Annotated in this window: 13 protein-coding genes; all 13 read right to left on the minus strand. The window is 38.5% G+C overall.

Annotation, left to right across the window (positions count from 1 at the left end; genetic code table 11):
* Positions 1-10: 10 nt before the first annotated feature.
* The 13 genes from eutA to FXW34_RS08215 all read right to left on the minus strand — a co-directional run bounded on the left by eutA (position 11) and on the right by FXW34_RS08215 (position 12,683).
* Positions 11-1,441, minus strand: coding sequence for an ethanolamine ammonia-lyase reactivating factor EutA (gene eutA / locus FXW34_RS08155; RefSeq protein ID WP_147533481.1), 1,431 nt, complete (start codon positions 1,439-1,441; stop codon positions 11-13).
* 174 nt (positions 1,442-1,615) lie between these two features.
* Complete coding sequence (locus FXW34_RS08160) at positions 1,616-3,010, minus strand: sensor histidine kinase (protein WP_147533482.1); 1,395 nt, start codon at positions 3,008-3,010, stop codon at positions 1,616-1,618.
* Positions 3,003-3,575, minus strand: a complete 573-nt coding sequence (locus FXW34_RS08165) for an ANTAR domain-containing response regulator (RefSeq protein WP_147533483.1) — start codon at positions 3,573-3,575, stop codon at positions 3,003-3,005. Before FXW34_RS08165 ends, FXW34_RS08160 begins: the two co-directional genes overlap by 8 nt.
* 23 nt (positions 3,576-3,598) lie before the next feature.
* Positions 3,599-4,048, minus strand: coding sequence for a EutP/PduV family microcompartment system protein (locus tag FXW34_RS08170; protein ID WP_147533484.1), 450 nt, complete (start codon positions 4,046-4,048; stop codon positions 3,599-3,601).
* A 9-nt stretch (positions 4,049-4,057) separates the two neighbouring features.
* Positions 4,058-4,411 carry an ethanolamine utilization microcompartment protein EutS gene (gene eutS / locus FXW34_RS08175; RefSeq protein ID WP_147533485.1) on the minus strand — a complete coding sequence of 118 codons (354 nt, stop codon included), beginning with the start codon at positions 4,409-4,411 and terminating at the stop codon, positions 4,058-4,060.
* Between the two features lie 182 nt (positions 4,412-4,593).
* A complete protein-coding gene (locus FXW34_RS08180) occupies positions 4,594-5,739 on the minus strand; it encodes a 1-propanol dehydrogenase PduQ (protein ID WP_147533486.1) in 1,146 nt (381 codons plus the stop codon).
* 47 nt (positions 5,740-5,786) lie between these two features.
* A complete protein-coding gene (locus tag FXW34_RS08185) occupies positions 5,787-6,335 on the minus strand; it encodes a BMC domain-containing protein (RefSeq protein ID WP_147533487.1) in 549 nt (182 codons plus the stop codon).
* Complete coding sequence (locus tag FXW34_RS08190; RefSeq protein WP_147533488.1) at positions 6,328-7,665, minus strand: 4Fe-4S dicluster domain-containing protein; 1,338 nt, start codon at positions 7,663-7,665, stop codon at positions 6,328-6,330. Before FXW34_RS08190 ends, FXW34_RS08185 begins: the two co-directional genes overlap by 8 nt.
* A gap of 291 nt (positions 7,666-7,956) precedes the next feature.
* The gene (locus FXW34_RS08195; RefSeq protein WP_147533489.1) at positions 7,957-8,352 is read right to left on the minus strand and encodes a VOC family protein; all 396 of its coding nucleotides are present in this window, start codon (positions 8,350-8,352) and stop codon (positions 7,957-7,959) included.
* 156 nt (positions 8,353-8,508) lie between these two features.
* Positions 8,509-9,708 (minus strand): L-lactate MFS transporter, encoded by a 1,200-nt coding sequence (locus FXW34_RS08200; RefSeq protein ID WP_147533490.1) that lies wholly within the window; start codon positions 9,706-9,708, stop codon positions 8,509-8,511.
* Positions 9,709-10,011: 303 nt separating this feature from the next.
* Positions 10,012-10,371, minus strand: coding sequence for a Na-translocating system protein MpsC family protein (locus tag FXW34_RS08205; protein ID WP_147533491.1), 360 nt, complete (start codon positions 10,369-10,371; stop codon positions 10,012-10,014).
* 51 nt (positions 10,372-10,422) lie between these two features.
* Complete coding sequence (locus tag FXW34_RS08210) at positions 10,423-12,075, minus strand: FMN-binding glutamate synthase family protein (protein ID WP_147533492.1); 1,653 nt, start codon at positions 12,073-12,075, stop codon at positions 10,423-10,425.
* Positions 12,076-12,176: 101 nt separating this feature from the next.
* Complete coding sequence (locus tag FXW34_RS08215; protein ID WP_147533493.1) at positions 12,177-12,683, minus strand: hypothetical protein; 507 nt, start codon at positions 12,681-12,683, stop codon at positions 12,177-12,179.
* Positions 12,684-12,729 lie beyond the last annotated feature (46 nt).

Genomic DNA, 12,729 nt, shown 5'->3' on the forward strand with positions numbered 1-12,729 from the left:
CTCAATCCCTTTAATGGAACACCAAAGTTTTAATGACAACTGGAAGTACTTTTCCTTCGGCAACCGGATGACCAATATCGATGTAATCACCATTTTCGACATGGATTCCATCAATACAAATAATTTTTTCTTGTGTACCTAGCTTGGTATAGATGGTCTGACCCAGTACCTTTGCCATATCTTGCTCGGTAATAATGACCAGTGGATATTTTTTTACAAGCAATTCGTTCATACCAGTGATTAAGCTATCACCGTAAGTCTGAATTTCTTGGAAACTCGGATTTTTCTTCCCTTTAAACGCAACAGCAACATTTTCCAATCGATCATCTGTTTTGAACCAGTTTAGCTTTTGTTTAACTGCATAGCTGAATTTAATAGGATCTAATTTTTCCTCATCCTCTGCCAGCTTTATCACTGGAAGATTTTTCAGAGGAAATAGATTGGATGTATAAGTAATCGTGCTTCCACTAATCTCCGTTGTATGAGAACCTGCACCTACAACGGTTGCCCGAATCGTTTCTTCCGGCTCAATGACCATAAATTCGGTCATAATCCTTGACTGACGAATTGCCTTGCCTAGCAAAATTCCAATATCACCAAATTTGAACGGGTCTTCACTTTGTTGACTGTAAATGTAATCGGCAACACCTCCCGTAAATGATATGTACTTAGCCTTTAACCCTTGTTGCAGGCCTTTATGAGTAAGAATTTGCTCGTAAAAGAAGGAGTGCGTATCCAATCCAACACTTTCTTCAATTAAATGAACTAGTTCCTGTATTACTGGCTGAAGGGTTTGCTCAGAAACAACATCCCCAACATGTATTTCTAAATTTTTCAACGAGATAAGTTCAGCTATTTTTGGTGAGATATAGGTTACTTTCTTTGAACGAGGTTCAATTTTTATTAACCTCCCACCAATATCTAAGCAGCCTGTATCCACTACATCACCCTTGTTGAAATAGGCCAGGTTACTTGTACCACCACCTATATCGATATTAATTACCGAGGTAGAATGGTCCGTTGAATAAAGATGGACGCCCGCACCTTTTGCGGCGATAATACTTTCCAAATCTGGACCTGCAGTCGCGACAACAAAGTCACCGGCAAATCCGCTTAAAGCCTGGAGCACTTCATTGGCATTTTCTCGTCGCGCCGTTTCACCGGTAATGATTACTGCTCCAGTTTGTATATCAAATTTTTTTATCCCAGCCTTGGCATATTCCTCGCCAACAAATTGTTCTATTTTTGCCATGTCGATTTTGTTGTCAGCTAGAATGGGCGTAAAAATGATTTCGCTCTTATAGATGACTTCCTTATCGACAATGACTATTCTTGGAACCGTAAAGCTCGACGCCATATTTTCGATGGTGAGAGTCGATAAGACGAGCTGAGTTGTAGATGTGCCAATGTCGATTCCAACACTTAAGATCTTTTCATTCATCTATTCACCTCCTATACTGTTAGCGGTGACAATCCCTTTTTATTTTTGAATAAGAAAACAAAAAGGCTTAAGGGTACAGTCATTTCCAAAATTAGAAATTAACCTATAGCCTTAAGCCTCATTGCTTTCAGATTCGACGCGTCATTGCGCCATTGCTAGAATATTTAGTTTTGATTAGAGTTGAAATTGGAACGATATGGTCGAACCTCGGTTAACTTTTGGTACTAGTAATTTCCCTTTTAATTTATCTTTTACATAGCTTTCAACAATGGAAATCCCAAAGCTTTTTTTCACTTCATTACTATACGCAAAGCCAATTCCATCATCAATTACTGAAATCGAAACATTGTTTTCCATCTTTGAAACCTTAACCTGAATCTCACCTTTTTCTTTTCCGACAAAAGCATGGTCATAGCAGTTTTGAACTAATTCATTAATGATTAACGCGATGACAGTAGCTTTATCGCTGTCTATCAAGAACTCTTCCTTCTCATTAAAAAGCAAAGCAATCTGGTTATTATCCGAATAGCTTCTCTGCAGATTTTGCAGTACAAAACGAATTACTTCATTCAGGTTTATTTCATCACTCAATTGTTTTGACAATAATTCATGGGTAGCAGCAATGGATAAAATCCGGTTAACGCTATCGCTTAATATTTCTTTTACCTCCGTATTGTTACTACGCCGCGACTGCACCCGCAAAAGTGAAGCAATTGTTTGTAAATTATTTTTAATCCTATGATGAATTTCGCGGATTGCCACTGTTTGTAGGGTTATTTCCGCTTCTTTGTCTTTTAGCTGCGTTATATCCCGTAATATAATTGCAACCTTAACGTCAGTCTTTTCTACTAATACTTTTTTCATCAAGAAGTAATAGTTTCCTATTTTAACCTCATGATCAAAGTTAAGCGTTTGGTCTTCCATCAACTGCTCAAACGACATGTCATTAAAGGCTAATTCATAATAATGCTTACCTTCAATTTCATCCATGATTCCTAAACTTTTATAAAGGATATCCGCCTTGACATTCTTAAACTGGAGAATACCGTATTTGTCAAAAATTAGGATGGCATCATCTAAATAATCATTTAGGCTCTTAATAGACATTAATGTTGATGGCAAAGATTCGTGATTCTTGTTATTTATATTGAAATTTTTCTCAATATCAAAGCTAATATCCCTTTCCGTAATTAAAGTTCCAATCACTTTTTCTCTGTTCCTAATCGGATAGATATTTTGCGTAACATATCGATTTTCCTGCGTTTTTGCTTTAATATTTTTTGAATGCTCTCCAGTTGTCATTGTTCGCCACACACCAGGTTCATTTAATCTCATGGCCTTTTCACCGACTGGGGATTCTTTGTACATTGAGACCCCCTGTGGTTTCCCATGGTAGACTACTATCGCTTCATCCTTTTGATGTGATGGTACATCTATAAAAATATCACATTCAAATGTATTAACCATTAAATCCACAGCATCAGACATTTTCGTAATGCTTTTTATATCATCATCGGTCAAGGAGCTATATTTTTGGCAAAGCATCGAGATTCTTTGCTTTTTATCCATACATAATCAAGATTGTTCGGGCAATCTCTCCTATTGAACAGCGGCGGTCCATGCTTAATTTTCTCAGCATATGATACGCCTCCTCTTCCAAAATGCCTTTGTCCTTCATTAATAGCCCTTTTGCTATATCAACCGCTTTTCGGTCTTCAAGCTTCTGGAATACTTTTTTATATTCATTTTCTAGATTTTTAAACTCTGTCCCCTTGGCTAATGCCATTTCAATTGTTGGAACAAAAGATTTTTCATCTAACGGCTTTACCAAATAACCAAGGGCGCCAATCTCTGCAGCTTGTTGAATATAATCTCGATCATTAAATGCACTAAGTAGCAATATGCCACTAGCAAGTTTGTCATGTAGGATAATTTTACTCGCCTTTATTCCATCTAGTACCGGCATTTTAATGTCCATAATAACCAGATCGGGAATAAACTTTCGGCATACATCTATTGCTTCGAATCCATCGGAAGCTTCCCCTACAACTTCGTAGCCCGCTTCACAGAGCAAATCGTTTATATCCATTCTCGTAATAGGTTCGTCATCGACTATTACAATTCGCTTTCCCATATGTACACTCCCCGTATATTATGTTAGAGCACTTCTTCCTGTTCTAATTCTAAATAGCTCCTTAGCTCATCAATCCCTTCTCCCGTCATTACCGATGTAATGAATATTTCCTCTGCACCTGCATTGAGCAAATTCTGTTTTGCACGTTCCAAATCATCAGCGGTTTTTGCTAAATCACTTTTTGTAATAATTCCAATTGTCGTTTTTGGAAAAATAGATCCAAATGCCGGAGGAAAAAAACTGTCTTCCTCGGTACAATCCTGTACTAAGCCAATAACATCAGCATCAGCTGCCGTTACGACTAGCGCTTTATAATAAAAACGATTTTCTATGTATTCTCCCGGAGTATCAATAGCATCCTCATAGGTGTTAACAGCTTGGGTCTTTTGATATTCTATCGATTCCCCATGAAACTTTTGACATAGGGTTGTTTTACCGCAGCTTGTTTTTCCAATTAAGATAATTCTTTTCATGCTAACCACCTATGTTCTTGTAACATTGGTTGTTGAAAATTTTAATATATTTGCTAAACCTGCAATCACTTCGTTTAAAGCAGACTCTATCGATGAAACATCTCCAGTCAGAACGACTGACCCGCTAAATCGATCAACAAACCCGATTTCTACATTTCCTGCTTTTGTTGCGATATCTGCAGCAATAATTGATGCTTCACTCGGTGTAATGGTTAAAATTCCAATGGCATCAGACTTGGCTTTCAAAAGTCCGAGTTTCTTATAAATCTCTTCATTCGGATTGGCAATAATATGGGCTAACGTAACTTGTTTCCCAGGCACATATTCCTGAATGACTCTTTCTTTTCCCACCTTCTCTTCCATACAAATCCACCTTTTTCCTGTAGAGATAAATTATTGAAAAATAACAAAAAGGGGCCTTAGAAAATTTTACTCTTCTAAGCCCCCTTGCTCTCTCAAACAAAAAGATGCACGCCATTGTGCTATCCTTATTATATCTCTATACTTCCATTTTTTTCACAATGCTTTATTACCGTTTTGTGAAATTATTGTATTTTATCTAATATTTTTTCAATTTCAAAACTTGAAGGTGATCTTGGATTTGTTTTTGTACAAGCATCATTCAAGGCTGCCTCTATTATTCTTTCTTTTGCTCCCTGTAATTTTTCCTTGGAAACCCCGCATTTCTTTAGATTTTCAGGGATGTTTAGTAAATTTGATATTTTTGTGATTTGGGCCTGTAATCCTTTCACTCCTGAACGCGGATTGGTAGATGGACTACCTATGATATTGGCAATATGGGCATATTTCTTTGCCGCTTTTGTATAATGTTTGCCCCGTTCATTAAAATCTGGAAGCGCTGCATTATAGTCAATGACCGCTGTAAGTAGGATTGCATTCATTCTACCATGGGGAATGTTGAATTGAGCGCCACATGCATGGGCGATGCTGTGATTGATTCCTAGTCCAACCATGTTAAAAGCAAGCCCAGCTAAACAAGAAGCATGATGCACTTTTTCTCTAGCCTCCAAGTCATCGCCATCTCTGTACGCTCTTGGTAAATACTTGAATATGAGCTGGATGGCCTTTTCGCTAAAAGCATCGGAAAAATCATTTGCTTTTGTTGATACATAAGCCTCTAAAGCATGAGTTAATACGTCCATTCCAGTATCCGCTGTAATAGCTGGCGGAACGGACTGAACCAATGACGAATCTAAAATTGCCTCATCTGGCAATAAGGAATCTGCTACCAACGGGTATTTTACTGCTGCATCTTTATCAGTGATAACTGAAAAAGATGTTACTTCAGATCCTGTTCCACTTGTTGTTGGAATCGCAATAAAGGTCAAGCTTGCTTGATCTCGGTTTAATTTTCCCGAAAAATCTTTGATCGCTTTAGCAGCATCTATTGCTGATCCCCCTCCTATTGCAATCATAATATTCGGCGAGAACTGCTGAAGAACTTTTACCCCAATGGCGACTGTTTCAATTGGCGGATCAGGAATAATCTCATTAAAGATGATGTATGAATTATTGTTTCCATCAATTCTGCAAATGATTTCCTTGATAATGCCGGATTTTTCAATAAATGGATCTGTAACAATCATGATTTTTTCGTTTTGGAAGGATTTTAAACGGTCTAGAGCATTTTCTCCCATAATGATTTTTGTACGGAAAGTTATTTCTTCCATTTTCCTTTCTCCTTTGCAATTAGCATGGGGTACCCAGGGCCCAGGGCTTAGAGTAAACTCGGAATAAGTTGAGGCGAAGGCGAGGGGATGACTTCTGAATTTACTAAGAAGCCCTTCTCTTGTGCAATCGCTTTTCCTGCCTTAACACCTGATTCAACTGCGGCAACATCTCCGGTAAACGTAAAATACGCTTTACCTCCTAAACCATTTCCTAGACGAAGTTCAAGTGCTTGGACATTGGCAGCCTTTAGAATAGCATCAGCACCTAAAATCATGGTTGCGATAGAGAAAGTCTCCATGATACCCAAGGCCTCGATTTTATCTGGCATTGTCGCTCCAGCTAGGGCAGGGAATACGGCGGCACTAACGTTAGGAATAATAATGCAATCTACAAAATATTCTTCTGCGAGCCGTTCACCTACACTGACGGATTCCTGAACGGCTGCAACATCACCATGTACTATCGCAATGTACTTACCTGGACAATGAGCATTTGCAGTCACAATCTCAACATCTGAAACTTTAACCATCTGATCTGCTACAAATATCCCACGAGCGATACTGACAAATTCTACAATTCCGATTGCTTTAGACATTATCATCCCTCCTTATAGCAATGAAATCATCAGCTATTTCCACAACAGTCCCTGTTATACTTGCGTGAATTGCCGCACCTAAACTGTCCACAGGGATTTTTCCAATTAACTTCCCAACACTTACATGTTCGCCCACTGAAACAACGGGAATAGCCGGTGCCCCAAGATGCTGGCTTTTTGCAATATAAACAACCTTCGGAGCTACCACTGCCTCGGTCATTGGTGCCGGGCGATTAAATTCTCTTAATCCCAATCTAGCAATAAGACGTTCACTTGGAATCAACCGATTTTCACGATTTTTTCGGGCGTGAAAGTTTGTTCCATTCGAGGTATAACGAATATTGTTTTTAGCTAACTTATTTTTGCTATATAGATTTGCAAGCCGCGGATAAAGACCAATTGGACATGAAAACAAATCACATAAATTACACTGACAGCAAAGGTAAGCCATCTTCTGGTCCTCAATATCATCCAATTTATAATTGGTCACTCTCATAATCTTATGGGGCTGCATATTATGACCGAGCAAATAACGAGGGCAGAGGTCTGTGCACATACGGCATTGTTCACAGCTAGTACGATTCACTCTCCTTGCCTGGTCAATGTTAATCATTTTTCTTTTGATTAAGTAATGCTGTTTTTTTAAAATAATGAACCCTTTTGATTTCTTCGTAACATATCCGTCTAAATTCATAAGGACTTGCCCCATCATTGGTCCACCATCAATGACAGCATAATCAGCAAAGTTATCGACTCCGCTTAGCTTTAACACATCAAGAATTGGAGTGCCTACCGGTATTTTGACGGTCAAGCGCTTAGGAACATCGCCGGAAATGGTGATATATGTATCGGTGACAGATTGTTTATGTAAAGCGTGATAAATATTTAACGCAGTTTCGGCATTGATAACAACGCAACCTACATGTATCGGAATACCTGCCTCAGGAACAACTCGCCCGGTTAGCTCGTATACTAAAACCTGTTCGTCACCTGCCGGGTAAATATCCTTGAGCTCTTTTATTTCAATGAAGCTACTAAGTTTCATTGCAGCAATCCGGTCTTTCAGTAACGGAATCACTTCTTTATGCTTACCTTTAATGCCAATCAATGCCCGGCGTGCACCTACAAGTTTTCCCGCTGCTTCTAAGCCTTTAATTATTTCATCAGGATACATCGCCATTAATTGCTGATCGACTCTTAATAGCGGTTCACATTCAGCAGCGTTAAGAAGGATATATTCTGCGTTTGCTGCTAGTTTTACATGAGTGGGAAATCCCGCTCCACCTGCACCAATGACGCCAGCTTCTCTTACCATGTTTAATAGATTCAATATTGTCACCCCTATCACTTTGGGAGATGTAAAAATTCCATAAAAAAGAGGCTTTACAGAAAGAAAGTTACTAAAACTCTCCAACTATAAAGCCTCGTTGCTCATACGATATCAACACAACATTGTGCTAACCAAACTATACTACCATAATAAAAAACTGTCAATTCTAGAAAAGGTGCCGAAAAGGTGCCTGTCACCACCCGAATTTTGTCGATTAATTATTATTCATTTCGGAAAAAAAGCTGTCTCATGAATATGACAGCTTTACTCTTTCTTTCCAATATTTAGTTTCTATTTAGCTTTTTCGTCCGGTTGATGAATTCCGAAAATATTCCCTTCAGTATCTAAATAGTACCCTTGCCACGCCATGCCCGGAAGAGCATATTTTGGCAAAGCAACTTTACCACCATTTTCAAGAATTTTCGCTTCTGTCGTATCATAATCCGCAACGCCCATTGTACATGCATAACCATTCAAACCTTGATTTGCTTCGGGAGGTGGACCCTGTCGTTTCATCAACGCACCATTTATTCCCATTTGATTATCGTCGCCGGTCACGGCTCCAAAGTACGACATTCCAGCATATTCAGAATAATCCTGGTAAGTCCACCCAAATACATCTCCATAAAACTTCTTCGCGCGCTCCATATCATCAACATGAATCTCAAAATGTACTACTCTTCCCATAATAACCCTCCTCCTGTAAAAAACAATTCAAGTATAATTAAGCTTCAACAAACAATAACATAAGACCTCTCTATTATAGAAAAGATTTTTGAAACATATACGCGGTGCCTGTCACCACCCGAATTTTGTCGAATGGCATTTTGTTAGCTGAGCATTTTATGCAGCATTGATTATCGTTTTACAGGAAGTTTTATTTGGTACTTTTACTAGTTTAGCCAGTCCGATTGCTATAACACATAAAAGACTTGCTAACAAAAATGCATTTGAAAAAGGGAGAACCTTTACAATTAACGGCCCAATAAAAGCAGATAGTCCATAAGCTTGATACATGAAGCCATAATTACTTCCTATATTATTAGTTCCATAGTAATCAGCTGTTATGGAAGGAAACATGGACAAAAATCCCCCAAAGCAAAAACCGATGATGGAAACAGCCATTAAAAACAATGGATAGTTCATCATTCCCATACTCATATAAAACATTACTAATGCTGTTACAACATAGCTCATCAGCAACGTATTCTTTCGACCGAAAGTGTCAGAAGCTTTTCCTAATACAATTCTCCCAGCTGCATTACATAAGGCAATCACCATTACCGCATTGCCAGCTTGCTCTAAGCTTAAGTTCACTACATCTACACCAATATTCACCGCTATACTTATTACCATTAATCCAGACACACTGCCAAATAAGAACATAATCCACAATAAATAAAATGCGGACGTACGGAGCATTTGTTTAGGTGTAAATTGACGTTCATCTTCAGCCATACCATTTGATTGATTAATTGACAATTGTCCTACTGTTGGCGGATTTTTCAAAAGCTGTGCCCCTGTGACAACTAAAACCATAAAAAGAATACCAATATAAATAAATGATGAAGATACACCAAATTGCTCAATAAAATATCCAATCACAGGCTTATATACAAGCCCCCCTAAACCAAACCCGGCTACAGCAATACCACTTATAAAACCTCTTTTATCAGGAAACCACTTTACACATGCCGAGAGTGGACATACATAAGTCATTCCGATTCCAATTCCACCAATAACACCATAGAAAAAATACAGCTGAAAAAGTGTTGTTGCTTGACTTGCCAGCATAACTCCAATTCCTAGAATGATACCTCCAATTGTCGCTACCCACCTAGGCCCGATGCGATCTTGGAGTTTCCCCGCGAAAATTGTTACGAACGCAAATACTGAAATAGTAAGGGAAAATGTAACTACAACCTCTTCTCTTTCCCAGCCAAATTTATCGATTAACGGTTGATTAAACAAACTCCAAGCATAAACCGCTCCTAGATTCATTTGAATAAGAACTGCTCCAAATACAACTAACCATCGATTCAATGATTTATCCTCCTGCCACATTAATTTTCATAATAGTAAAAATTTATAAAAAAAGAGACCAACAGTGATGTACATTGACATCACCGTTGGTCTCTTCTATACTCACATCCAGTGTTTACGTAAGCAACCAAAACGATTTTTTGATTTAATAATGCAGGTCTAATCTCTTTTACCCTTGTCGACGACATTGGTTAAAGCTATTAGTATTTTCATGATTATAAGTACTATTGATGTATGTGTCAAACGGATTTTCAATTCTTTAATATAATTGTCACAGTTCACAGTTCACGTTTAAGGAGTAATTTAAAAGCTTTTCTGATAGTTATTAAATAATTTAAAAATCATTATTCTTTCACCAGTAGTTGTGCTTAGATCAGTATGAAAACTCTTCACCTCTTGGTTAGTAATATTGAATATAATGCTATATAAATCGCCAATCCCTAATTCCACCATTTCCGAACGAACCTTTTTAATCGTCAGAATACCGTCCTTTGTTCTGCAAACCGCATACTCTGCAGGTGTGAGAATGCCCCTTAATGTCACAATAATCATGTCTCTTAAAATATCTGTCTTTACAGAAAGCGATCCACGTCCGAGATAATCCTTCTCCCACTGCGTAATCGCACTACTAATTTCAGCCTCTACCGTCCCTTTTGATTTCAAGGTGCCTGTCACCGCCCGAATTTTGTCGAATGTTATTGATTGTTAAATTGATTATGAAATGAATACTTTTTGATTCTTCGACTCATATTTTGACAAATCTGCTAGGTTCACAGCTTGGAAGCTTCCATCAACATAAACTACATGCTGCGGCTGCAATTGCCGAGGTGAAGTCAGCCCTGCCGAAGCCGATAAAGCAAACAATTCTTCACGCAAAGTTGTTACATAATTCGTCACACGATATCGTTTCTCTTCTACTACTAACGCCTTTTGAAGCTTAGGATTAGTAGTAGCCACCCCAACAGGGCAATTTCCTGTCGCGCAGACTCCAGCACTTATACAGCCAGCTGAAATCATTAATCCCCTAGCAATGACAACGACATCTGCCCCCATCGCCAATGCGATCGCGATTCGATCTGGTGAGAATAATTTTCCGCTCGCAAACACCTTAAGTTTATCACGTATTCCATAACTAACTAAAAGCTCCTGAGCAATCATCAAAGCAGGCTTAATTGGTAAGCCAACTGAATCGGCCATCGCTTGATAGGTCGCACCCGTACCACCTTCGCCCCCATCAATTGCAATATAGTCTGGAAAACGCTGATGATAGTCCATATATTGCACAAACTCTTCGAAAGTATCATAACCGCCAACTACCATTTTAATCCCTACTGGTTTGCCGGATACTTCACGAATTTTTTCAATAAAATCAAACATTGAATCAAAATCATTAAACTCTTCAAATCGGTTAGCCGAATTAATCGTTTTCCAAGGCTCAACCCCACGTATTTCTGCAATCACGGGAGTCACTTTTGAACCTTCCAAGTGCCCACCCCGAATTTTAGCACCTTGTCCTAATTTTAATTCAAACGCTCTAACTTGTGGGATTTGGGCCTTCTTATATAATTCATCCCATGAAAAAGAGCCGTCTGGATTACGGAATCCAAACTTGGCCGGACCTATTTGAGCGATAATATCGACGCCGCTTTTTAAATGGTAAGGAGAAATTCCACCCTCACCAGTATTCATAAACGATTTCGCATCCTTCAACCCTAAACCAAGCGCTTCAATCGCATTTTCTCCTAGTGCACCATAAGACATCCCTGACATACCGAGTGGACTTTTCAACACAAACGGATGTTGGCAGGTCTGTTCACCAATGACAACCGCCTCGTTATCATTGTATAACCAAGGTTTAATCTCTTTTTCTATGAATTTTTCATTTTTCGGGAAAAATAATTCCTGGTATTGCGTAAGCTTGCTATGCTTTCCAGTTGGCGCATCGACATACACATTCGTCGGAATCAGTTCACTATTATCTGCTTCCAACTCAGTTAGCTGTTTCGCAAAAAAGGCATTTCGTAAATAAAATTGATTAGGTTGATCAAAATCTCGCTTACTACCAAACGAAATGATATTTTTCCCATACTTTGCGAGCTTTACAATTTGTTGAAAATCAAGACGAGAAAACGGCTTTCCTTCATGATCTTCATCTAATATATACTGCTTAATTTCAGGGGCAATTTGCTCCATAAAATAGCGAACTCTACTTATGACTGGATAATTCCTTCTAATTGCGTGCTGCTGTTGCCCGATGTCCATTCGATAGGTTTTGCGATACAAAATAAAAAGATAACCAACAATTCCAAGAACCACTGCCAAAACAATAGCAAGAACAATGATCACAATTGCACTTAATATTTTCATATACATATCCCCTCTCCCCTAATACTATATTAACATATAATTGGGAATTGATAAGGTGACAGGCACCACCCGAATTTTGTCGAATTTTATGCTCGTCAAGTTTAGTAGTTTGGGTGAAGGGACATCGACCATTGCTTGCTGTCTCTAGGGAAATTGGAAAATTCTATCACATAGTCGCCTTTTTTAAATATTAAATTATCGTCTTTTTCCTTGTATGGATCTCCCATTCTTTTCAAGATTTCTTTCCGTTCCATCTTCATTTCAACATAACAGGCATGAATCCTGTCATCCTCAATGTTTTCATCATAGGTGACTCTTAGCCCCTTTTTAACATATGTATGCATTTGGAAATCCTGATGATCAGCTGTATCGTCAGGTTCCCCCCACTCTTCTCTTACAGTCTTCATCGTAAATCTCTGTCCCTCACTGGGATTAACGATTCCTTTAATTATGCCTTTTTCAAATAAGGCAACGGTTTCTTCATCAAGCGTCACAATGTTTTCTTCGATAATTCGCTGGTTTACTCTCTTCTCATAAAAATGATTAAGAAAATAGCCTACTCCCAGCAAGAACACACTAAGAGTAAGCCATAGTATTAGTTTTTTCACCCCTACACCTCCGATTTAGTAGGAAGCAAATCATGTTGGTAACCAA

Origin of the sequence: Bacillus marasmi (assembly GCF_902168435.1) — a bacterium.
In the GTDB taxonomy this organism is placed as follows: domain Bacteria; phylum Bacillota; class Bacilli; order Bacillales; family Cytobacillaceae; genus Bacillus_BU; species Bacillus_BU marasmi.

Coding starts and splice junctions, on each gene's coding strand:
- eutS (WP_147533485.1), bottom strand. CDS start 4,411: ATGGAAGAGAAGGTGGGAAAAGAAAGAGTCATTCAGGAATATGTGCCT.
- eutA (WP_147533481.1), bottom strand. CDS start 1,441: ATGAATGAAAAGATCTTAAGTGTTGGAATCGACATTGGCACATCTACA.
- FXW34_RS08170 (WP_147533484.1), bottom strand. CDS start 4,048: ATGAAAAGAATTATCTTAATTGGAAAAACAAGCTGCGGTAAAACAACC.
- FXW34_RS08165 (WP_147533483.1), bottom strand. CDS start 3,575: ATGGGAAAGCGAATTGTAATAGTCGATGACGAACCTATTACGAGAATG.
- FXW34_RS08185 (WP_147533487.1), bottom strand. CDS start 6,335: ATGTCTAAAGCAATCGGAATTGTAGAATTTGTCAGTATCGCTCGTGGG.
- FXW34_RS08210 (WP_147533492.1), bottom strand. CDS start 12,075: ATGAAAATATTAAGTGCAATTGTGATCATTGTTCTTGCTATTGTTTTG.
- FXW34_RS08160 (WP_147533482.1), bottom strand. CDS start 3,010: ATGGATAAAAAGCAAAGAATCTCGATGCTTTGCCAAAAATATAGCTCC.
- FXW34_RS08195 (WP_147533489.1), bottom strand. CDS start 8,352: ATGGGAAGAGTAGTACATTTTGAGATTCATGTTGATGATATGGAGCGC.
- FXW34_RS08180 (WP_147533486.1), bottom strand. CDS start 5,739: ATGGAAGAAATAACTTTCCGTACAAAAATCATTATGGGAGAAAATGCT.